20 protein-coding genes are annotated in these 20785 nt (G+C 68.1%); 11 read left to right on the top strand and 9 right to left on the bottom strand.

What is annotated here, in order from left to right; translation table 11 throughout:
• Positions 1 to 37 precede the first annotated feature (37 nt).
• The 3 genes from phaR to gluQRS form a co-directional block, all read right to left on the bottom strand.
• Entirely contained in the window at positions 38 to 544 is a 507-nt protein-coding gene (phaR, locus tag AC3DE2_RS13600; protein ID WP_295383132.1) for a polyhydroxyalkanoate synthesis repressor PhaR, read from the bottom strand.
• 164 nt (positions 545 to 708) lie between these two features.
• Positions 709 to 1449 (bottom strand): beta-ketoacyl-ACP reductase, encoded by a 741-nt coding sequence (gene phbB, locus AC3DE2_RS13595; protein ID WP_295383131.1) that lies wholly within the window; start codon positions 1447 to 1449, stop codon positions 709 to 711.
• Between the two features lie 52 nt (positions 1450 to 1501).
• The gene (gene gluQRS / locus AC3DE2_RS13590) at positions 1502 to 2425 is read right to left on the bottom strand and encodes a tRNA glutamyl-Q(34) synthetase GluQRS (RefSeq protein ID WP_488426647.1); all 924 of its coding nucleotides are present in this window, start codon (positions 2423 to 2425) and stop codon (positions 1502 to 1504) included.
• Between the two features lie 113 nt (positions 2426 to 2538).
• On the opposite strand from gluQRS, the gene htpX reads away from it, so the two are divergent.
• Positions 2539 to 3420, top strand: coding sequence for a protease HtpX (gene htpX, locus AC3DE2_RS13585; protein WP_295383128.1), 882 nt, complete (start codon positions 2539 to 2541; stop codon positions 3418 to 3420).
• 985 nt (positions 3421 to 4405) lie between these two features.
• Here htpX and AC3DE2_RS13580 read toward each other — a convergent pair.
• From AC3DE2_RS13580 to epmB, 3 genes are all read right to left on the bottom strand, one after another.
• Positions 4406 to 5074: a hypothetical protein gene (locus AC3DE2_RS13580; protein WP_488426646.1), complete on the bottom strand. Its 669-nt coding sequence runs from the start codon at positions 5072 to 5074 to the stop codon at positions 4406 to 4408.
• Between the two features lie 367 nt (positions 5075 to 5441).
• Positions 5442 to 7514: an EAL domain-containing protein gene (locus AC3DE2_RS13575; protein WP_295378075.1), complete on the bottom strand. Its 2073-nt coding sequence runs from the start codon at positions 7512 to 7514 to the stop codon at positions 5442 to 5444.
• A gap of 102 nt (positions 7515 to 7616) precedes the next feature.
• Positions 7617 to 8636, bottom strand: a complete 1020-nt coding sequence (gene epmB / locus AC3DE2_RS13570; RefSeq protein WP_488426645.1) for an EF-P beta-lysylation protein EpmB — start codon at positions 8634 to 8636, stop codon at positions 7617 to 7619.
• A 104-nt stretch (positions 8637 to 8740) separates the two neighbouring features.
• Between epmB and efp the strand changes: the two genes are divergently transcribed.
• The 6 genes from efp (at position 8741) to folE2 (ending at position 14250) form a co-directional block, all read left to right on the top strand.
• Positions 8741 to 9307: an elongation factor P gene (gene efp / locus AC3DE2_RS13565; protein ID WP_488426644.1), complete on the top strand. Its 567-nt coding sequence runs from the start codon at positions 8741 to 8743 to the stop codon at positions 9305 to 9307.
• A gap of 270 nt (positions 9308 to 9577) precedes the next feature.
• A complete protein-coding gene (locus AC3DE2_RS13560) occupies positions 9578 to 10921 on the top strand; it encodes a TRZ/ATZ family hydrolase (protein ID WP_488426643.1) in 1344 nt (447 codons plus the stop codon).
• 62 nt (positions 10922 to 10983) lie between these two features.
• Positions 10984 to 11712 (top strand): bifunctional 2-polyprenyl-6-hydroxyphenol methylase/3-demethylubiquinol 3-O-methyltransferase UbiG, encoded by a 729-nt coding sequence (gene ubiG, locus AC3DE2_RS13555; protein ID WP_488426642.1) that lies wholly within the window; start codon positions 10984 to 10986, stop codon positions 11710 to 11712.
• A 5-nt stretch (positions 11713 to 11717) separates the two neighbouring features.
• Entirely contained in the window at positions 11718 to 12422 is a 705-nt protein-coding gene (locus AC3DE2_RS13550; protein WP_488426838.1) for a phosphoglycolate phosphatase, read from the top strand.
• Positions 12423 to 12455: 33 nt separating this feature from the next.
• Positions 12456 to 13163, top strand: coding sequence for a phytoene/squalene synthase family protein (locus AC3DE2_RS13545; protein ID WP_488426641.1), 708 nt, complete (start codon positions 12456 to 12458; stop codon positions 13161 to 13163).
• Between the two features lie 148 nt (positions 13164 to 13311).
• The gene (gene folE2 / locus AC3DE2_RS13540; protein WP_488426640.1) at positions 13312 to 14250 is read left to right on the top strand and encodes a GTP cyclohydrolase FolE2; all 939 of its coding nucleotides are present in this window, start codon (positions 13312 to 13314) and stop codon (positions 14248 to 14250) included.
• A 388-nt stretch (positions 14251 to 14638) separates the two neighbouring features.
• Here the strand turns inward: folE2 and AC3DE2_RS13535 are convergent, their stop codons facing one another.
• Genes AC3DE2_RS13535 through yidD form a run of 3 tightly spaced genes read right to left on the bottom strand, consistent with a single transcriptional unit; the run spans position 14639 to position 17141 of the window.
• A complete protein-coding gene (locus tag AC3DE2_RS13535; RefSeq protein WP_488426837.1) occupies positions 14639 to 15493 on the bottom strand; it encodes a M23 family metallopeptidase in 855 nt (284 codons plus the stop codon).
• Between the two features lie 41 nt (positions 15494 to 15534).
• Positions 15535 to 16881 carry a dihydroorotase gene (locus AC3DE2_RS13530; protein ID WP_295378062.1) on the bottom strand — a complete coding sequence of 449 codons (1347 nt, stop codon included), beginning with the start codon at positions 16879 to 16881 and terminating at the stop codon, positions 15535 to 15537.
• Complete coding sequence (gene yidD, locus AC3DE2_RS13525; RefSeq protein ID WP_295378059.1) at positions 16881 to 17141, bottom strand: membrane protein insertion efficiency factor YidD; 261 nt, start codon at positions 17139 to 17141, stop codon at positions 16881 to 16883. The genes AC3DE2_RS13530 and yidD overlap by 1 nt, the downstream gene beginning before the upstream one ends.
• Positions 17142 to 17237: 96 nt before the next feature.
• On the opposite strand from yidD, the gene dksA reads away from it, so the two are divergent.
• From dksA to AC3DE2_RS13505, 4 genes are all read left to right on the top strand, one after another.
• Positions 17238 to 18287 carry an RNA polymerase-binding protein DksA gene (dksA, locus tag AC3DE2_RS13520; protein WP_295378082.1) on the top strand — a complete coding sequence of 350 codons (1050 nt, stop codon included), beginning with the start codon at positions 17238 to 17240 and terminating at the stop codon, positions 18285 to 18287.
• Between the two features lie 77 nt (positions 18288 to 18364).
• Positions 18365 to 18814: a nucleoside deaminase gene (locus tag AC3DE2_RS13515; RefSeq protein ID WP_488426639.1), complete on the top strand. Its 450-nt coding sequence runs from the start codon at positions 18365 to 18367 to the stop codon at positions 18812 to 18814.
• A gap of 195 nt (positions 18815 to 19009) precedes the next feature.
• Entirely contained in the window at positions 19010 to 19612 is a 603-nt protein-coding gene (locus AC3DE2_RS13510; RefSeq protein WP_295378054.1) for an RNA polymerase sigma factor, read from the top strand.
• A gap of 44 nt (positions 19613 to 19656) precedes the next feature.
• Complete coding sequence (locus AC3DE2_RS13505; RefSeq protein WP_295378053.1) at positions 19657 to 20724, top strand: FecR domain-containing protein; 1068 nt, start codon at positions 19657 to 19659, stop codon at positions 20722 to 20724.
• Positions 20725 to 20785: the final 61 nt, after the last annotated feature.

The raw sequence follows: 20785 nt of genomic DNA, 5'->3' as shown, positions 1-20785 counted from the left end.
GCGCCGGAGGGCGCGGGCCAGGCAGGCAAGGCGGGAATCAGCGGGCGCGCGTCTTCGGCGTCTCGCGCGGCGTTTCCTTCGGCTTGGCCGTGGCCGGGCGACCCAGGCCGCCACCGCTGAGGTTGCGCTGGAATTCCTGCCACAGCTCCATGTTGCGCTCGGTCAACTGGTTCATCATGGTCCAGGGGGTCTGTCCCAGCAGGTTGCCCATCTGGCTGCGGAACTGCTGCTGCTGCTCCATGAAGATCTGCATGCTGCGCTCCAGGTAGTTGCCCATGAAGCCCTGCAGCGAATCGCCGTAGAAACGGATGATCTGGCTCAGCAGCTGGGTGGACAGCACCGGCTCGCCGTCCTGCTCCTGCTCACTGATGATCTGCAGCAGGACGGTACGGGTCAGGTCGTCGCCGGTCTTGGCGTCGCGGACCTCGAAGTCCTCGCCGTCGACAATCAGCTGGCGGACGTCCTCGATGGTGATGTAACTGGAAATCTCGGTGTCGTAGAGACGGCGGTTCGGGTACTTCTTGATGATGCGGATCGCAGCCATGAAGCAATCACTCTAAAACGCAGTGCGGAGCAGCATGACGCAGCGCAGCAGCCCTTGCAACAGGCCGCAGGTCAGGGGTGCCCTGTTCAGGAAGAAAGCCGGGACAAAAAAATGCTGCGGGTGCCAGCCGCAGCATTTTTCAGGTCATTCCGGTACCGGGGCGGCTACCAGCCCATGTGGTGGCCGCCGTTGATATCCAGGTTGGAGCCGGTGATCCAGCCCGCTTCGTCGGCCACCAGGAACGCCACCGCATAGGCGATTTCGTCCGGGTTGCCCAGGCGGCCGGTGGGGATGTCGGCGGCGATCTTGGCGCGCACTTCCTCCGGCACCGCCATCACCATGTCGGTGGCGACATAGCCCGGCGACACCGTGTTGACGGTGATGCCCAGCTTGGCGTTCTCGCGCGCCAGTGAAATGGTGAAGCCGTGCATGCCCGCCTTGGCGGCGGCGTAGTTGGCCTGTCCGTACTGGCCCTTGAGGCCGTTGATCGAGCTGATCTGGATGATCCGGCCCCACTTGCGATCGCGCATGCCCTCGATCACCGGGCGGGTCATGTTGAACACTGAATTGAGGTTGGTGTTGATGACCTCGTTCCACTGCAGGGCGCTCATGCGGTGGAAGGTGGTGTCGCGGGTGATGCCGGCGTTGTTGATCAGGACCTCGATCGGGCCGAGTTCGGCCTCGACCTTGCGCACGAGGGTTTCGGCTTCCTCGGCGGAAGTGACGTCGCCGGGGAAAATGGCGACGTCGTAGCCGGCGGCCTTCATTTGTTCCTGCCAGGCCCTGGCTTTTTCCTCGTTGCGGTAATTGGTGGCTACGCGATGGCCCATGTCGGCCAACTTCTTGCAGATGGCGGTTCCGATGCCGCCGGTGCCGCCGGTGACCAGCGCGACGCGAGAACTCATGTGGGGCTTCTCCTGTGGGGACCGCCCGCAAAAAGGGCGGTTCAACCGGATTCTAGACAGCGTCCGCGGCAGGCGTGTTGTGCGGCGCAGCGAAGGCCAGGCGGGCCTGGCGCGGCAATCGTTCCGGGGCAAAGGCCGCGGCCGCGGCGCGGAGCAGGGCCGGCACGCCGCCCGCCGCCGGAAGGCGGCTCCCGGGTTGCCCGAGCGCGGTCCAGGCGGCGCGCAAAGGCGGCAGCGGGTCGGCGGCGTCGATCGGCAGCGCGGCCATCGACTTGGACAGCTTGTGGCCATCGGCATCCACGATCAGCGGCAGGTGCAGATAGCGCGGCGTCGGCAGGCCGAGCGCGTGTTGCAGGTGGATCTGGCGAGGCGTGGAATCGAGCAGGTCCGCGCCGCGGACGATGTCGGTGAAATCCTGCGCGGCATCGTCGACCACCACCGCCAGCTGATAGGCCCAGTAGCCATCGGCGCGACGCAGCACCACGTCGCCGGCCTCGGCGTGCACGTCCTGTTCGAACCAGCCCTGCAGGCCATCCTCGAAGCCGATGACCGTTCCGGGTGCCACCCGCAGCCGGACGGCCGGGTGCGGGCGTTTCCCGCCACCGACGCATTGGTGGTGGACGCCGCCGGTCGCCGCCAGTTCGGTGCGGCTGCAATGGCAGAAGAAGGCCCGCCCGCTCGCCAGCAGATCGCCCAGTGCCGCCTGGTAGCGTTCACCGCGTTCGCTCTGGCGCACCACCGGTCCGTCGGAAACCAGGCCGAACGCGGCCAGCGTGGCCAGCTGCTGGTCGGCCGCACCGGCGATCTCGCGCGGGGGATCCAGATCCTCCACCCGCACCCACCACTCGCCGCCGGCGTGTCGCGCCAGCAGCCAGCTGCCGAAGGCCGCCAGCAGCGATCCGAAATGCAGCGGGCCGGTGGGCGAGGGAGCGAAGCGGCCACGGTAGGCGGGCGGGGAGTCGGGACGTGCGGACATGCGGAGGGAGGGGGCTGCAAAGCTGAATCGTCGGTCAGTTACGTGCTTGAATTCAACCGCGCACGACCGCAGATTCGCTCAACATTTCACATTGAATCCTTGCGGAGTCTCCCGTGTTCAGCCGTATCGCCCTGTTTCTCGCCACCAACCTGGCCGTGCTCGTCCTGGCGAGCGTCGTCATGTCGATACTCGGGGTCAATCCGAACCAGATGTCCGGCCTGCTGGTCATGGCGGCCATCTTCGGTTTCGGCGGCTCGTTGATCTCGCTGCTGCTGTCCAAGACCATGGCCCTGCGCGCGACCGGCGCGCAGGTGATCGAGCAACCCCGCAACGAGGCCGAGCAGTGGCTGCTGGCGACCGTCCAGCGCCAGGCGCAGGGCGCCGGCATCGGGATGCCGCAGGTGGCGATCTACGATGCCCCGGAAATCAACGCCTTCGCCACCGGCGCCAACCGCAACAATGCGCTGGTGGCGGTATCCACCGGCCTGTTGCGGGCGATGAACCGCGACGAGGCCGAAGCCGTGCTGGGCCACGAGGTCAGCCACGTCGCCAATGGCGACATGGTGACCATGGCGCTGCTGCAGGGCGTGCTGAACACCTTCGTGATCGTGCTGGCCCGCGTGGTCGGCGGCATCGTCGACAGTTTCCTGTCGGGCAACCGCGAGGGCGAAGGCCGCGGCTTTGGCTACTACATCATCGTGATGGTGCTGGAAGTGGTGTTCGGCCTGTTCGCCACGATGATCGCGATGTGGTTCTCGCGCCGCCGCGAGTTCCGTGCCGATGCCGGTGGCGCGAACCTGGCCGGCCGGCAGAAGATGATCGCGGCGCTGGAGCGGCTGAATGCGCAGCATGCGCAGAGCACGCTGCCGGCGCAGGTGGAGGCGTTCGGTATCGCCGGTGGCATCGGTCAGGGCATGAAGCGGTTGTTCCTAAGCCATCCGCCGCTGGAGCAGCGGATTGCGGCGTTGCGGGCGGGGCAGGGGACGTTTGCCTGATTGTTGCGCTGTTGATTGGATCTCTGGAAGCCCGCCACAAGGCGGGTTTCTTTTTTTTTTGTTTTTCTATTGAGCGCTGGTGCGCGGATTTGTTGTCGGTGATCGCCGATGGTGCGCTCGCCGCGGGGCGTCCCACGGCTTTGCCGTTGGGGGGCGTGTCGCCGATGGGAATTTTGGGACGGCACATCTGTGTGCCGGTCCAAAACGTCGCGCGTCGTGCGCGGCGCCCTTCGGGTTTGTCCACCGGCGCCACCGCTGCGGATGGGGCCCCAAGAGCAAAAGGCCATCGCCTTGTCTTTCCGGGCGCTGGCGCGTGGGTTGCTATCGGTTCTCGCCGATGGCGCGCTCGCCGCGGGGGCATTCTTTCTTTGCTTGTGCAAAGAAAGAATCAAAGAAACACACCCCGGTCCTCGCGCCCCAGCCGCGTTGCGGCTGGGGTTCGTGTCGCCAGTGGGAATTTTGGGACGGCACATCCGTGTGCCGACCCAAAACGCCGCGCGTCGTGCGCGGCGCCCTTCGGGTTTACCCACCGGCGCCACCGCTGCGGATGGGGGCCCATAGAGCAAAAGCCAAAGGCCAAAGCCGGTCAGCCGCGAACTTCTGCTCTGCTGTTGTTGCCCTGCTTTCGCTTTCGGGCCCCGTTCAGGCGTGGCAAGCGGGCCGGGTAAAACCCGAAGGGCGGTGCACAGGGATGTGCGCCGTTTCCGGCAGGGGCAGGATGCCCCTTCCGGAAATTCCCGGACCGATTGCGGACCCGGAGCGAAGCGCAGGGCACGCCGCCAGGGGGGTGTTTCTTTGCCTACTTTCTTTGCACAAGCAAAGAGGCGCTTCTCAACAGCCGAAGGCTGGTCAAGTAGGGCCCCGCGGCGAGCGCGCCATCCATGACCACCGACAGCAATCCCGCGGGTCAGCGCCCGTCCAGAATATCGAGGCAGCAACGGAGTCGCAGTCATTCGATGCAGGCGGACTAGTTGTCCCCAACTTTTCAGAAGATGGTGGAGCCCAAACCCTTGGCTTCCCATCCCTCACTGGTCAGCTTGAGCGCATGCCGGGATTCGTCTTTCCCGGCACCGTCCAGCATGCGCTTGATCTGCGGGAAGGCGGCCTGAATTCCCGGAGCCTTGGCCCAATCGGCCACGTCATTGATCTTGTAGGTGTAGGTGACGCCAACCTCCTGGTAGTCACCCAGCTTCATGGGACCTTCCCATTTGACCACTTTGTCCAGCGCCTTCTTGCCCCAGCAAAGGTCGATCTTGGACGGGGATCCCGCCGTATCCGAAGTGTTCGGTCTTTCAAACGGTTTGGCACGCTCGGTAAGCGTGTATTGCCTGCGGGCCGCCTTGCCGCCCGTTGGCTTGCCCATGATGCCGATGATGTCGACGTCAACCTGCTTGCTGGCGACAAGCCCCGCCGCCTCCAGCGCCGCCATCTGCGGAGCGATGCCGTACGCAAGGCTTTCGCCGAGTTTGATGTCCATGTCCGATACCTCCACCGGCCAGCGCTGGGCGCCGATGCAGAGTTCGCCCTTGGCGGCGAAATATTGGTTCATCGCGGCGGCGAAATTGCTCCGGCTCGGATCGGTCTTGCCGCCACAGGCCGCCAGGGAAAATACGCCCAACGAGGCGAACAAGAGTGCGGGTTTGCGGATTGCCATGTCTGTTCCCAATGGTTGATGGCATCCGGTGGAGGAATCGGGATGTGTGATGCCGGATGCCGCTCAATTCTGGCGCGGCTCTTCAACAGGATCGACTAACTTTGAGACTCGCCCATGTGAGTGAGCGGCGTCATGAATGGATCAGCGCGCGATGGAGTGCTGCGACGCATGGAGAGCGGCAGCACGGTGCAGGAAGGATCTGAAATCGCGACGGCAGGAACGATGCGCCGATATGGACGCGGCAGGTGGTCCGGGGGCGCGGACCACGCAGGTGGGATGACACAGGCAGTGAAGTACGGACGCCCGCGGCATTCTCCAGCGGACTATCGGTGACCCTGGCATGGCAGGGAGCGAAGCTCCCTCGGAACTACGAGAAGTCGTAACTCATCTGCGGTCCCGGCGGCGCCAGGAACTCACCCTCGACGTAATCCACCATCGCCGTGAACAGGAAACTCATCGTCGCCGCATCGGCCACGTGATCGGCGATGGTCAGGATGCCCTGCGACTGCGCACGCTCGGCAATCTCGCGGATCTTCTGCTGATGCTCGGGCGTCTTCGCCAGATCCGCGCTGAAGACCCGGTCGATCTTCAGGAACGCCGGCTGGAAATGGGCCAGCAGCTGGAACGAATCCAGGCCGGCGCCGAAATGTTCCAGGCCGACCTTGCAGCCCAGCTTGGACGCGCCGGTCTGGAATGCCTGGGCCTGGCGCAGGTGGGTGAAGACCTTGGCCTCGGAGGCTTCCAGCCACAGGCTGTCACCGGGCACGTCGTGCGCGGCCAGCTGCCTGGCGATGAGCTGGAGCAGGCGTTCGTCGCCGAACGAGCCGGGACTGACCTTGACCAGCAGCCGGGTCAGGTAGCCGTTGCGGCGGCGCTCGCCCAGCACCTCGATGGCGCGATTGACCACCCAGCGGTCGATGGCGTCGAGCAGGCCGTGTTCCTCGGCGATGCCCATGAAGGCCGGCGGCATCACCGTCTCGCCGTTGGAATCCAGCCGCAGCAGCACCTCGTAGACCTCGCCGGCCTCGCCCTGCAGGCTGACCACCGGCTGGTAGTGCAGCAGGAAGTGGTCGTTGTCCAGCGCGTCGCGCAGGCGCGCGATCCAGTTCTGCACCCGCTCCTCCTCGGCGCGATCCACCGCGCCGGGGTCGAAAATCTCGATGCGGTTGCCGCCCAGGCTGGTGGCGGTCTGCAGGCTGTCGGTGGCGCGGGTGAGGACCAGGCCGATGCTGGCGATTTTCTCGCCGATCTGCACGCCGCCGACACTGGCGGTGACCGCGGTGGAGCGTTCGCCCGCACTGAACACGTGCGACGCGAATGCCGCGCGCAGGGTGTCGGCCAGGGCCGCGGTCCGCGCATGGTTGCCCTTGAGCAGCACCGCGAAGGTACGTTCGCCGAAGCGGGCGGCGGTGGCGCTGGCATCCAGGTGCTCGGCCAGGCGCTTGGCCATCGCCGCGATCAGGGCATCGGCCGAATCGATGCCGATGTCCTGCAGGAGGCGCTGGTAGTGGTCGGGTTCCAGCAGCAGCAACGAGTAGTGCTCGCCGCGCGCGACCTGGCTGACCGCTTCTTCCAGCGCCTGCAGGAAGGTCGGACGGTTGAGCAGGCCGGTGACCACGTCGCGCTGGCGCAGGTCCTCGACCTCGCGCGCCAGTTCCGGGTCGAACTCCTCGCGGCGGCGGAACACCACCTGCACGCAGGGTTCGCCTTCGTAGGTGGCGGTGGTGAATTCGAGCGTGGCCGGGAACTGGTCGCCGTCCAGGCTGCGGGCCTCCAGTTCGAAACGCGGCGGTGGCGGCTCGCCCTTGCTCAGTCCCTTCAGCAGCTGCTTGAAGTCGTTGACGTACTGGGGGGCGACGAGATCCAGCAGCGACAGGCCCTCGACCTCGTCGAAGGACTCGAAGCCCAGCATTTCCAGGTAGGCCTCGTTGGCCCGGATGTGCATGCCTTCGTGGATGTAGGCGATCGGATCGCGCGAGGACGAAATCAGGGCGTCGCAGCGCCGCTCGAACTCGCGCAGCTGCACGTCCAGGCGGCGGACCGCGCGGCGCGTCTCCAGATCCGACCATTCGCTGCGCAGCACATGGAGCAGGTGTTCGGCGCGGCCGCGCAGGACCATGCCGCGGGCGCCGCCGGCCTGGTCGGACAACCAGTCGGCCTCGTTGATGGCCTCGGCCAGCACGATGACCGGGATGTCCTTGCCGCTGGCGTCGACGGTGGAAAGGACGCCGGCCAGGGGAATCCCGCGGGCCGAGCGCGCGGCCAGGACCAGGTCCATCGGCTGGGAAGCGACCATCTGCGCCAGTTCGTCGGCGTCCAGCGGCCGCAGCGGCCGCACGGCAATGCCTCCGTTCCGCAGCGTACTGACGATCGCTTCGGCGTCCTCGCCGCTGTCATCGACGATCATCAAACGGAGGGTGGAGTCTTTGCCGATCTGCATGCAGCGGTTCCGCCTTGGGAGGGCGTTTAATACACGAAGGGGGCGGGAGCGTCCAATGCGGGCGTCGCAAAAAAGCGGGACGGGCGCGTCACGGCGGCGGGTTCAGAGGGGACGCTTGCCGGTGTCGCCGGGGATTTCGCGGACCAGCCGGGGTACCAGGTAGCCGGACAGGCGCGCGCGCAGCCCGGCATGCAGGGCCAGTGCCTGCTCGTCGGGAACCTCGAAATGGGCCACGCCCGCGACCCGGTCCAACTGGTGCAGGTAGTAGGGCACGACCCCGGCGGCGAAGCTGCGTTCGCCCAGGGCGGCCAGCGCTTCCACGCTGTCGTTGACGCCCCGCAGCAGCACGGCCTGGTTGAGCAGTTGCGCCCCCGCGCCGCGCAGGCGGGCCAGCGCGGCGTCGACGCCGGGGTCGAACTCGTTGGCGTGGTTGGCGTGGATGACGAAGGCCACCGGCCAGGGCAACCCGGCCAGCCAGCGCGCCAGCCCGTCGTCGACCCGTTCCGGCAGCACCACCGGCAGGCGGCTGTGGATGCGCAGGCGCCGGACATGCGGGATTCCGGCCAGCGCGTCGGTCAGTTCGGCCAGCTTGGGCGTGGCCAGCGACAGCGGGTCGCCGCCGGACAGCAGGACTTCCTCGACTGCGGTGTCGGCGCGGATGGCCTCCACGGCGTCGCGCCAGCCCTCGCGGGCGGCGGTTTCCTCGGCATAGGGGAAATGCCGGCGGAAGCAGTAGCGGCAATGCACCGCGCAACTGCCGGTGGCCACCAGCAGGGCGCGGCCCCGGTATTTCTGCAACACCCCGGTGGCGGTCCGGGCGGCGGCGTCGCCGACCGCGTCCAGGCCGAAGCCGGGCACCGGCCGCATTTCCTCGTCCAGTGGCAGCACCTGTCGCAGCAGCGGATCGTTCGCATCCCCCGGGACCATGCGGGCGACGAAGCCGCGCGGCACCCGCAGCGGGAACTGGGCGGCGGCGGCGTCCGACAGGCGGCCGGCCAGCCGCTCCAGTCCCAGCATCGCCAGCAGTTCGCGCGGGTCGCGCACGGCGTCGCGCCAGGCCTCCTGCCAGCGGGCGCGGGGCAGGGGGGCGGGCTGCATGGGAAGGGGGGCTGCGGTTATCATGTGCGGGTCTGAAAAACAAAACGCCCGCCGGTCCCGGCGGGTTCCCCATTCTATCCGGCCAGCCGCCTCCCGCGGCGGGTTTGTCTTACCCCAAGGAGTACCCCATGGCCAGTTACGGCATGAACGACGTCAAGAACGGGATGAAGATCCTGGTCAACAACGAACCGTCCATCATCACCGACACCGAATACGTGAAGCCGGGCAAGGGCCAGGCCTTCACCCGCGTGAAGTACCGCCAGATCCGCACCGGCCGCGTGCAGGAAATCACCATGAAGAGCACCGACTCGGTCGAGGCCGCCGACGTGGTGGATACCGACATGCAGTACCTGTACTCCGATGGCGAGTACTGGCATTTCATGCAGCAGGAAACCTTCGAGCAGGTCCAGGCCGACAAGGCCGGCATGGCCGGCGCCGAGAAGTGGCTGAAGGGCGAGGAAGAGTGCGTGGTGACCCTGTTCAACGGCACCCCGATCCAGGTCACCCCGCCGAACTTCGTCGAGCTGAAGATCGTCGAGACCGATCCGGGCGTCCGCGGCGACACCTCGGGCGGCGGCGGCAAGCCGGCCACCCTGGAAACCGGCGCGGTCGTGCGCGTGCCGCTGTTCGTCGGCCAAGACGAAATCATCAAGGTCGACACCCGCACCGGCGACTACGTCAGCCGCGTGAAGTGACGCGACGGCGCGCCCGCGCGCGGGCGCCCCTGCCGTTGCGTCATCCCGGCGAAGGCCGGGATCCATTTTGCTTTTGCGGTCGCGCCTGCTGTTGAAGCCCGGACCACCCGCTATGTCAAAACGGGTCCTGGCCTGGGCCAGGACGACGAGATACCCCGGCGGCGGCGAGGTGAGCGCACCACGCGAACCGAACCGCCTCCGACCGGAAACCCGAAGCCGGAATCTCCGGTCGGGTTCCGGCGCCCCGCGGAACCACGGATACGAGGACGCATGACCCACGACATCCAGCCCGAAGCCTGTGATCTCCTCATCGAAGCCGGTTTCGTGATCCCGGTGATGCCCCACGGCGTGGTGCTGGAAGACCATGCGGTGGCGGTGAAGGGCGGCGTGATTCTCGCGATCCTGCCGGTTGCCGAGGCCCGCCGGCGTTTCGCTCCCGCCAGGACGGTTGCCCGGCCCGACGCGGCGCTGCTGCCGGGCCTGGTCAACGCGCATACCCATAATCCGATGACGCTGCTGCGCGGCATCGCCGACGATCTGCCGCTGATGGAATGGCTGCAGAACCATATCTGGCCGGTGGAAGCGGCGGTGATCGGTCCGGAGTTCGTGGCCGACGGCACCGCCCTGGCGATCGCCGAGATGCTGCGCGGCGGCACCACCTGCGCCAACGAGAACTATTTCTTCCCCGACGTGCAGGCCGCGGTGTACAAGCGCCACGGCTTCCGCGCGCGGGTGGGCCTGCCGGTGATCGACTTCCCGACCGCGTGGGCGAAAACCAGCGACGAGTATTTCGACCGTGCCGGCGAGGTCCATGACCAGTGGCGCGGCGATTCGCTGGTGGACACCGCGTTCGCGCCGCATGCGCCGTATACGGTGAGCGACGTCAACTTCGAGCGGGTGCGCATGCTGTCGGATCAGCTCGACGTGCCGGTTCACCTGCACACCCACGAGACCGCGCAGGAAATCGCCGACTCGCTGAAGCAGTACGGGCAGCGTCCGCTGGCGCGCCTGGATCGCCTGGGCCTGGTCAACGATCGCCTGATCGCGGTGCACATGACCCAGCTGACCGAGGCGGAAATCCACCTGTGCGCCGAGCGCGGCGTGTCGGTGGTGCATTGCCCGGAATCCAACCTCAAGCTGGCCTCGGGATTCTGCCCGGCGTGCGCGCTGCAACGCGCGGGCATCAACCTGGCCATCGGCACCGACGGCTGCGCCAGCAACAACGATCTGGACATGTTCAGCGAGACCCGCACCGCTGCGCAGCTGGCCAAGGCGGTGGCCAACGATGCCACCGCGCTGGACGCGGCGACCGCGCTGCATGCCGCCACCCTGGGCGGCGCGCGCGCGCTGGGTTATGGCGATCGCATCGGTTCGATCGAACCGGGCAAGCAGGCCGATCTGATTTGCGTGGACCTGGGCGCGCTGGAGACCCAGCCGCTGCACCACGTGGTCTCCCAGCTCATCTATGCCACCGGCCGCCACCAGGTCAGCGACGTCTGGATCGCCGGCCAGCCGCGGCTGGCGCAGCGTGAACTGGTCGACATGGACACGGCCGCCCTGATCGCCAACGCGCGCCAATGGCGCGAGCGCATCCGCACGCTGCATGGCGGATGATGATTGTTCTCCCGCCGGCGTCCGCATCCGATGCGGCCAACGGCACCTGCCGAGGTGACCCCATGACCTCCACCGCTTCCTCCGCGCCTTCCGGCGACAACTTCGATCAGGCCGAGCTCGACAAGTTCGGCGCACTGGCCAACCGCTGGTGGGACGAGCAGGGCCCGCAGAAGGCGCTGCACGCGCTCAACCCGGTCCGCCTGGACTACGTGCGCCAGCGCGCGTCGCTGGCCGGCGCACAGGCATTGGACGTGGGCTGTGGCGGCGGCCTGCTCAGCGAGGCGCTGGCGAAGGCCGGCGCGCAGGTCACCGCCATCGATCTTGCGCCGGAACTGATCAAGGTCGCGCGACTGCACAAGCTCGAATCCGGGGTGCAGGTCGATTACCAGCTGCGTTCGGTCGAATCGCTGGCCGAAGAGCGTCCGGGCGGCTTCGACGTGGTCACCTGCATGGAAATGCTGGAGCACGTGCCGGATCCGGCCGCGATCATCGAGGCCTGCGCGCGCCTGCTGAAACCCGGCGGCCGGTTGTTCCTGTCCACGCTCAACCGCACCCCGGCCGCGTTCGCGCTGGCGATCGTCGGCGCCGAGTACGTCGCCCGCCTGCTGCCTACCGGCACCCATCACTACCAGGACTTCATCAAGCCGTCCGAACTGGCCGCCTGGCTGCGCCAATCCCATCTCCAACTGGAGGACGTCAGCGGCCTGGCCTATGAGCCCTGGCGGCAGCGCGCGCGGCTGGCGCGCCGCACCGACGTCAACTACCTGGCCTGCGCGGTGAAGGCGGTATGAGCCTGATGGATCGCAACGACCCACAGGCACGCGCCGGATTCCCGCGGGTGGCGCTGTTCGATCTCGACGGTACCCTGCTGGACAGCGCGCCGGACTTCGTCGCCACCGCCAATCGCATGCTCGTCGCGCGCGGACGCGCGCCGGTGACCCTGGCCGACCTGCGCCCCCACGTGTCCAAGGGATCGCGGGCGATGGTGGGCGCGGCATTCCCGGATCTGGACGTCGCCGCACGCGATGCTCTGGTGCCGGAATTCCTGGTGATCTACCAGGAGGAACTGGGGCGCCACAGCCGTCCTTTCGACGGCGTGGAGGCGATGCTGGCCGCGCTGGAAGCCGCCGGCACGCGCTGGGGCATCGTCACCAACAAGCCCGAATACCTGGCCCGCGACGTACTGCCGGCCGAAGGCTGGCAGGAACGTTGCGCGGTGCTGATCGGCGGCGACACGCTGGCCGAACGCAAACCGCATCCGCTGCCACTGCAGGTGGCCGCCGAGCGGCTGGGCGTGAGTTGCGCCGAGTGCGTCTATGTCGGTGATGACGAACGCGACATCGTCGCCGCGCGTGCGGCCGGCATGCCCTCGATCGCCGCGCTGTGGGGTTATCGCCTGGACGGCGATGATCCGGAAAGCTGGCAGGCCGGGCGCATGTGCGCCGAGCCCGGCGAACTGGCCGCGCCCGAAGCCTGGCAGCTGGCCACGAACGCGGCCTGATCCATCCCTCCGATTCCGCCGCCGTCACCTGCCGTGTCCGATTCCTCTGCCCTCGACAGCTTCCTCGACAAATGGCGCCACCGCTGGCCGGAATGGCAGGTGGCGGAGATTTTCGTCCCGCCCGAGCGGCGCGCGCTCGCGGAAGCCTGGTTCTCGCTGCTGCAGGAATTCGACGACATCCTCAACATCGCCGGCGATCCGCTGCCCGCCGATGCCAAGCTGGCCTGGTGGGGCGAGGAATTGCGCGGGTGGGCCAATCGCCGCTCGCGCCATCCGCTGGGTCGGCGACTGGAACCGGTGCCGGCACCGTGGGCGGAACTTGCCGACGCGTTGCCTGCGCTGATCGGCGCGCGCGAGGCCGCCACCGATGCTGACGCCGCGTTCGCGGGACTGCGCGGCTACGGTGCCGCCGTCGCGGCGGTGGAAGCGGCGATCCTCGGGCGCCGGCCGGATCCACAGGCGGTGGTCGCGCAGGCGCTGGCGACGCGGCTGGCGGAATCCGCGACCGCGGCCGTGCCGCATGAAGTCCAGGGCGACGACGACCGCGCGCGCCTGCGCGATTGGGCGCGGACGCTGGCGCGACGCTGGCCCTCCGCCTCCGTCGCGGCCCGCGAGCGGCGCATCGTCGCCGCGTTCGCCCGGGGGCGCCTGCGCCGCTTCGCCAGGACCGGCGAGGCCACCGCGCTGCCGTCGCGGCTGCGCCTGCTGCTCACCGCCTGGAGCGCGGCACGCGGCGGCTGACACCACGTCGGGCACGCGTCGATGGAGGGAGCCCATCGGCGCGATAGGCATCCCGACCCGTCGTAACGGTCTGTTTCATCTGGTGATTCGGGGCAGGGGGTACAATGCCGGCCTGTTGTCTCCCCGTATCGACCTCCCCCGTATCGACATGGCTTCCGTCCCCCCCGTGGCGCCGCGCGCCGATCTTCCCGATGTCGCCCACCAGAGCGTGCCGCTGGCGCGCGCGCTGGACTGGGTCGGCATGGAAGGCATTGCCCTGCCGGTGCGCATCACCGATGGCGAGGGCGGGCAGTTGCAGGTGCCCGCCACCATCGATGTGTTCGTCAACCTGACCAACCCGGACGCCCGCGGCATCCACATGTCGCGCCTGTACCTGCACCTGCAGGAAGGCCTGTCGCGTGAGGCGATCACCCCGGCCGGACTGCGCCACCTGCTGCAGGAAGGCGTGACGTCCCAGCAGGGACTGGCGGACCAGGCCCGCATCCGCCTGCGTTACGACGCGCTGCTGCGCCGGCGTGCGCTGGAAAGCGGGAACGCCGGCTGGAAGCGCTATCCGGTCGAGATCGACGCCACCCTGGCGGACGGCCATCTGCATCTGGCGTTGTCGTTCTCGGTGGAATATTCCAGCACCTGTCCGGCGTCGGCGGCGCTGTCGCGCCAGGCCAATGCCGAGCGCTTCGCCGATGACTTCGCCGCCGCGCATCCGCTGTCGGTCGGCGTGGTCCGCGACTGGCTGGCGTCCGAACGCGGACTGGCGGCCACGCCGCATGCCCAGCGCAGCCGCGCCAGCGTGCGGGTGGAACTGCGCCCGCAGTTCGACGAACTGCCGCTGGTGGCGCTGATCGACGCGATCGAGGCGGCCCTGGGCACGCCGGTGCAGACCGCGGTCAAGCGCGTCGACGAGCAGGCCTTCGCGCGCCTGAACGCGGAGAACCTGATGTTCTGCGAGGACGCCGCGCGCCGGGTCGCCGCCGCCCTGTCGCAGGACCCGCACGTGGCTCGCTTCGACGCCACCGTCGCCCATTTCGAGAGCCTGCATCCGCACGACGCGGTCGCCCGCGTCAGCGGCAGCAACAGCAACAGCTGAACCACCCCGGCTTCGTCGGCCGCTCCCCGGGAAAGCTCGCGACTCACGTCGCTCCCACACGGGAACAACTCTCGTAGGAGCGACGCCAGTCGCGACCGCATGTTGCGGCGCATACGGTGATTCTCTCGTCGCCGATGAAATGAATCGCGTTCCTGCAAACATCGGATGCTGCCCGATTCATCGTGGCCTGCTGGCAGGGCTCGCGACTGACGTCGCTCCTACAAGGGGGAACAACGCCTGTGGGAGCAACGGCCAGTCGCGACCGCAGGTTGCGGCGCATACGGTGATTCTCTCGTCGCCGATGAAATGAATCGCGTCCCCTGCAAACACGGGATGGCGCCCGACGCATCATGGCTTGCTGGCAGACCGCGCGCCGCGCGGCAAGGGCCTACTTCGCCGCGGCCGCCTGCGCGCGCTCCAGCACCAGCAGCGGATCGATGCGCACATCGAACCAGTTCATGCCCCAGTGCAGGTGGGGGCCGGTCGCACGCCCGGTCGCGCCGACCGCGCCGATGACCTGGCCCTGTGCGACCCGGTCGCCGACGTTGACGTCGATCCGCGACAGGTGCAGGAAGTTGGAGCTGACGCCGTAGCCGTGATCCAGCAGCAGGGTGCCGCCGGTCAGGTACAGGTCCGGCGCGGCGAAGGTCACCACGCCCGCGGCCGGCGCCTTCACCGGCGTACCGCTGGGCGCGGCGATGTCCATGCCCGAATGGCCGGCGCCGGGCTGTCCGTTGTACACGCGTGCGTTGCCGAAGCGGCCGCTGATGCGGCCCTGCACCGGCCAGATGAATGCCTGCGCGAAATCGGTGCGATCGTCGTCGCGCACGCGCGCGGAGGTGACCTGCGCCTGCTCGCGCCGGATCCGCTCGGCGATGGCCGGCGGCGGGTTGACCGTCTTGGGCGGCACGCCGTTGATCCGTTCCAGCGGCCAGTCACGCGGGGTCACCGCGATGCGCGCGGTCTCCCGGCGCCCGGACGGCATCGTCAACTCGACCACCAACGGGCCGGCTTCGTCACGGCCCACGCCGAACACCACCGTGCCGTAGGCACTGGTGCGCAGGGAGCGGCCCGCATAGCGCACCTGGCTGCCGGCGGGCACCTTGCCGAACACCAGCGCACCCTGCGAAACCTGCGCAGGAAACACCACCCGTTCGTCCTGCGGGGCGGGGGCGGGAGACGCGGTGCCGTAGGTGCCCTCGGCGAGCACTTCCTGGGCCGGCAGCCGTACCGGTGACCACATGGCGAGCAGCGCCAGCGCGCCGGCGGCGCCGGCCCGCCAGCTCACCGATCGAACTCCAGTCGCTGCCCGTTCGGCGTGCCGACCAGGTGTTCGCCGTTCCAGACCAGGCGACCGTTGACCCAGGTCGCGCCGATGCGCGAACGGAAAGTGGTGCCTTCGAAAGGCGACCAGCCGCACTTGGACAGCACATCCTCGCGGCGCACGGTGAATTCGGTGTCGTCCACCAGCACCAGATCCGCCCAGTAACCCTCGCGCAGGAAGCCGCGTTCGCGCACGTCGAACAATTGTGCCGGTGCATGCGACACCTTCTGCACGATCTCGGTCATCGTGGCGCGGCCCTCGTGGACCAGTTCCAGCGCCGCCACCAGCGCGTACTGCACCAGCGGCAGGCCGGATGGTGCCTGCGCGTAGGGCCTGGATTTCTCCTCCAGGGTGTGCGGGGCGTGGTCGGTCGCCAGCACGTCGATGACGTCGTCGGCCAGCGCCTTGATCAGCGCCTCGCGGTCGCTGGCGTCCTTGATCGCCGGATTGCACTTGATGAAGTTGCCCAGGCGCGCGTAGTCGGCGCGGTCGAAGCGCAGGAAGTGGATGCAGGTCTCGGCGGTGATCCGCTTGCGCTTGCCGGAGGCATCGATCAGCGGGCCAGGGGTGAACAGGGCCAGTTCGTCGGCGGTGGAGATGTGCAGCACGTGCAGGCGGGTGTCGTGCCGGCGCGCCAGTTCCAGCGCCAGCCGGGTCGACTTGATGCAGGCTTCGCGGCTGCGGATGTCCGGGTGGTGTTCGACCCCCAGCGCATCGCCGTAGCGGGCCTGGAACGCCGCCATGTTGGCGTCGATGGTCGGCGTGTCCTCGCAGTGGGTGATGATGGGAGTGGGCGCCTCGCGAAAAATCGCGTCCAGGGTTTCCGGGTTGTCGACCAGCATGTTGCCGGTGGATGCGCCCATGAACACCTTGATGCCCGGCGCGGTCTTCGGATCCAGGGCGCGGATGGCCTCCAGGTTGTCGTTGCTGGCGCCCAGGTAGAACCCGTAGTTGCCCCAGGCGCGTCCGGCGGCGCGCTGGTACTTGGCTTCCAGCGCGTCCGAATCCAGGGTGGGCGGCACCGTATTGGGCATGTCCATGAACGAGGTCAGGCCACCGGCCACGGCGGCGGCCGATTCGGTGGCGATGTCGCCCTTGTGTGGCATGCCGGGCTCGCGGAAGTGGACCTGGTCGTCGATCATGCCCGGCAACAGCCAGCGTCCGGCGGCGTCGACGACCTTTTCATCCGCGCCGGCCGACAGGCCGCTGCCGATGCGGGCGATCCGGCCGTTCTCGATGCGCAGGTCGCCTTCGAATTCGCGGCCTTCGCTGGCCATCCGGGCATTGACGATGAGGGTAGAGGGCATCAGTGCTTTCCTGGACAAGGGGCGGAGGAGGGGGAATCGGCATGCGCGGGAGGCACCGGATCGTGGCCGCCCGGGTGGAGGGGATGGCAGCGGCCGATGCGCCGGGCGGCCAGCCAGCCGCCTTTCATCGGACCGAAACGGGCGATGGCTTCCATCGCGTATTCCGAGCAGGACGGGACGAAACGGCAGCGCGGACCCAGCAGCGGGCTGATGAAGCGCTTGTATACCCGCAGGACAGCAATGAGTACCTGGCCGATCATGTCCGGATGATAACCGTGTTGGGTTGCCGCTGCCCGCAGGGTAGGCTATAAAGTCGCGCTTTCCCGATGCTCGGGAAGAACAAGGAAGCGCTGTTCGTGGCTGCTAAGAAACCTGCAAAGAAGGCCGCCAAGGCCGCCAAGAAAACCGCCAAGCCCGTCGCCAAGAAGCCTGTCGTGAAGAAGGCTGTCGCCAAGAAGCCGGCCGCCAAGCCGGTGGCCAAGAAGGCGGCGCCCAAACCCGTCGCCAAGAAGGCCGTGGCCAAGAAGCCGGCCGCCAAGCCGGTAGCGAAGAAGGCCGCGCCCAAGCCTGCCGTCGCCAAGGCCAAGCCGGCACCAGCCAAACCCGCCGCCAAACCGGTGGCGAAGAAGGCCGTGGCCAAGAAGAGCGCTCCCGTCGCAGCACCGAAGACCAAATCCGCACCGAAGCCCGCCCCCAAGCCGGCTCCGGCCAAGACTGCTCCCCCGAAGGCCCCCGCACCGCGCCCGAGCGCACCTGCCGCACCCCGGCAGGACGCCAAGCCCGCACCGGTGGCCAAGGCTCCATCCCCCGCAAAGCCAGTGCCCGCACCGAAAACGACCAGCAAGACCGCCAATCCCGCCCCCGTGACCAGCAAGCCTGCCATCGCTCCCCGTTCCACCGGCAAGGTTGCCGTGGCCGTGGCCGCCAAGCCGCAGGCTCCCGTCGTCCGGGAAAAATTCAAGGTGGTGCCGTACAAGACCGACGATGCCACCGGTCGCCCGATCGTTCCCCAGGGCTACAAGCCCACCGTGGACGAGGAGTACATGAGTCCGCTCCAGCTCGAATATTTCCGCCAGCGCCTGCTGCAGTGGCGTGCGGATCTGGTCGAGGAATCCAAGCAGACCATCGAGAACCTGAAGGACGAGGTCCGCGACATCGGCGACGAAGCCGAGCGCGCCACCCGTGAAACCGAGAACTCGCTGGAACTGCGCACCCGTGATCGCTACCGCAAGCTGATCGGCAAGATCGACAGCACGCTCAAGCGCCTGGACGCCGGCGACTACGGCTACTGCGTCGACACCGGCGAGGAAATCGGCCTGGAGCGCCTGGAAGCGCGCCTGACCGCCGAGCGCACCATCGACGCGCAGGAACGCTGGGAACACATGCAGAAGCAGCAGGGCGACTGACCGGCGTCGGCTGTCGAACCCGTGCAGACCCCGCCCTGGCGGGGTTTGCTTTTTGCGCGAACCGCACAGGAGGCGACATGGACCACGAAGACTTCATGCGCGAGGCCCTGGCCCTGGCGCGCGCCAACATCGCCGAAGGCGGACGCCCGTTCGGCGCGGTGCTGGTCCGCAGGGGCGAGGTGATCGCCCGTGCCGGCAACGGCATCCACCGCGATCACGATCCGACCGCGCATGCCGAACTGCTGGCGATACGCCAGGCCGGCCAGCGCCTGGGAACCCCGCGGCTGGACGGCTGCGTGATCTACGCCAGCGGCCATCCCTGTCCGATGTGCCTGGCGGCGATGCACCTGTGCGGCATCCGCGAAGCCTGGTTCGCCTACTCGAACGAGGATGGCGAGCCCTACGGGCTGTCCACCGGCGCGATCTACCAGGAAATGGCGCGGGCGCCGACCGCGCACGCCCACCTGCGCCTGGCCGCGCTGCGGCCGCCGGGCGAGGAAGGTCTTTACCGGGAGTGGCAGGGCTGACGCCCGCTGTCCGGCGCCCGGCCGCGCACGGTCGGCCGTTGGGTGGGTCACGTCGATATGGCCCCTGGGCAACCGGTTATTGCGGCGCAACGTGCGCCGGTCGTGGATGTGGGCCTAGAGTCTGGGCACGTACCCGACCGTATGCAGCGTCCCGGCATGGCCCGAAAGCCGCCGGCGAGGTCGGATGTCCTCCCGTTGGAAACGATCGCCAGACAGGGGTTGCCGGTGTCCGATCCTTCGCCATTCGCCCAGGGCAATCCCCGTGCCGACGAGGGCAATGACGGACGCGACGAGCTGCTGCACGCCATTTCGCTTCGCTACCGGGCGCCGCTGCGCGGTTTCTTCGCCAAGCGGGTCAGGGATGCCAGCGAGGTGGACGACCTGACCCAGGAGGTGTTCCTGCATCTGCTGAGGCGCGCCCGCGGCGGCGCCATCGAGCACGTGGAACAGTACGTCTTCCAGGTGGCGGCCAATGTGCTGCGCGACTGGGCTCGCCGGCGCAAGGTCCGGGCGATGGATGTCCAGGAGTCGTTCGACGAGGATCTTCACCAGCCGGCTACGGATATTTCGCCGGAGCGCGTCTTACTGGGGGAGGAGGCGGTCCGGGTGATGACCGCCGTCCTGCGGAGCCTGCCCGAACGGACCCGCGATGTTTTCGTGCTGCGGACCATGGAAAAGCGCAAATACACTGAAATCTCGGTCATGCTGGGCATCTCCGTCCGGGCTGCCGAGAAGCACATGGCCAAGGCGCTGGCCCGGTTGGGCGGGGCATTGGGCGGGACACCGGGGGGCGAATGACCTTCGCCGGACAAGGAAACACCAGAGGCTGACGAAACGCATCCATGAACCCGCGGAATCCTCCAACGACCTGGGCGATGGACTTCACGGCGGACAACGCCGATGAGGCGGCCGCGCGCTGGAGCGAGATCCTGCGCGACGCGCCCGACCAGGCGCGCCCGCGCGAGGAGTTCGAGGCCTGGTACGCGCGGGCGCCGGAGAACGCGGCGGCCTGGCGTCGCGTCCAGGCCGCGAATCATTGGGTACGGACGCTCTCGGATTCGCCCGAAATGCAATCGCTGCGCAGGGAGACGCTGGCGCGCGTGGCCGAGGGACGGCTGCGTTCCTCGCGACGGTGGCGACGGCTGTCGTTGGCCGCATCGGTGCTGCTGCTCGTCGGCATCGGCTTCATCGCATTGCGGCCGGAGTCCGCCCGCCGCGTGTTTTCCGGCACGGGTGACACCCTGGCCGGCAACGTCTATCAGACGGCTGTTGGCCAGCGCAGCGTGGTGACGATGGATGACGGGTCGGTGGTGACCCTCAATACCGACAGCCGGCTGTCCGTGCATTACCGCGACGACCTGCGCGCGGTCACCCTTGAACGCGGGCAGGCGCTGTTCAAGGTCGCCAAGGACCGTTCGCGACCGTTCGTGGTCACCGCGGGTGGAAAGCGGGTGACCGCGCTGGGCACCGAATTCGACGTCCGGGTTGGGGAACGCCTGTTCGAGGTCACGCTGCTGGAAGGCCGCGTGGGCGTCTCGACGGAGAAGGGCGCGGCGTCGGCGGGCGCGAATGTCGCGACCCTGGCCGAACTGCATCCCGGGCAGCAATTCGTTGCCGCGGGCGGAGCGCGTCCATTGGTGCGGGTTGCCGATGTCGGTCGCGTGGTCAGCTGGCGCAATGGCCAGATCGTGTTCGAGAACGAACGGCTGGATGCCGCGGTGGCCGAGATGAACCGCTATTCGCGAAGGAAGGTGGTGCTTGGCGATCCGCAACTGGCTTCGCTGAAAATCAGCGGGGCGTTCAATGCCGGCGACACCCACACTTTCGTCGAGGCGTTGACGAGCTATTTTCCGATCCAGCGCGATCCACGCGACGACGAGCGCGTGGTGCTCGAATCGCGACCCCGATAAGCGCGCGCGTCCGGCGCCGTCATGCGCATGGGATGACCCGGTTGCGGTTGCAGCCGGTGGC

This window comes from Pseudoxanthomonas sp. 68-E7 (genome assembly GCF_057773145.1).
The sequence above is the reverse complement of the archived record's forward strand: the minus strand, read 5'-3'. Positions and strand labels throughout refer to the sequence as shown.

What these genes read in the sequence shown, in the direction of transcription:
- gluQRS (WP_488426647.1), bottom strand. Translation starts at nt 2,425, where the DNA reads ATGTCCGCACGTCCCGACTCCCCGCCCGCCTACCGTGGCCGCTTCGCT.
- epmB (WP_488426645.1), bottom strand. Translation starts at nt 8,636, where the DNA reads ATGATAACCGCAGCCCCCCTTCCCATGCAGCCCGCCCCCCTGCCCCGC.
- AC3DE2_RS13535 (WP_488426837.1), bottom strand. Translation starts at nt 15,493, where the DNA reads ATGTGGTCACCGGTACGGCTGCCGGCCCAGGAAGTGCTCGCCGAGGGC.
- phaR (WP_295383132.1), bottom strand. Translation starts at nt 544, where the DNA reads ATGGCTGCGATCCGCATCATCAAGAAGTACCCGAACCGCCGTCTCTAC.
- folE2 (WP_488426640.1), top strand. Translation starts at nt 13,312, where the DNA reads ATGGCTTCCGTCCCCCCCGTGGCGCCGCGCGCCGATCTTCCCGATGTC.
- yidD (WP_295378059.1), bottom strand. Translation starts at nt 17,141, where the DNA reads ATGATCGGCCAGGTACTCATTGCTGTCCTGCGGGTATACAAGCGCTTC.
- ubiG (WP_488426642.1), top strand. Translation starts at nt 10,984, where the DNA reads ATGACCTCCACCGCTTCCTCCGCGCCTTCCGGCGACAACTTCGATCAG.
- phbB (WP_295383131.1), bottom strand. Translation starts at nt 1,449, where the DNA reads ATGAGTTCTCGCGTCGCGCTGGTCACCGGCGGCACCGGCGGCATCGGA.
- AC3DE2_RS13560 (WP_488426643.1), top strand. Translation starts at nt 9,578, where the DNA reads ATGACCCACGACATCCAGCCCGAAGCCTGTGATCTCCTCATCGAAGCC.
- AC3DE2_RS13550 (WP_488426838.1), top strand. Translation starts at nt 11,718, where the DNA reads ATGGATCGCAACGACCCACAGGCACGCGCCGGATTCCCGCGGGTGGCG.
- AC3DE2_RS13505 (WP_295378053.1), top strand. Translation starts at nt 19,657, where the DNA reads ATGAACCCGCGGAATCCTCCAACGACCTGGGCGATGGACTTCACGGCG.
- AC3DE2_RS13515 (WP_488426639.1), top strand. Translation starts at nt 18,365, where the DNA reads ATGGACCACGAAGACTTCATGCGCGAGGCCCTGGCCCTGGCGCGCGCC.
- AC3DE2_RS13575 (WP_295378075.1), bottom strand. Translation starts at nt 7,514, where the DNA reads ATGCAGATCGGCAAAGACTCCACCCTCCGTTTGATGATCGTCGATGAC.
- AC3DE2_RS13580 (WP_488426646.1), bottom strand. Translation starts at nt 5,074, where the DNA reads ATGGCAATCCGCAAACCCGCACTCTTGTTCGCCTCGTTGGGCGTATTT.
- AC3DE2_RS13530 (WP_295378062.1), bottom strand. Translation starts at nt 16,881, where the DNA reads ATGCCCTCTACCCTCATCGTCAATGCCCGGATGGCCAGCGAAGGCCGC.
- efp (WP_488426644.1), top strand. Translation starts at nt 8,741, where the DNA reads ATGGCCAGTTACGGCATGAACGACGTCAAGAACGGGATGAAGATCCTG.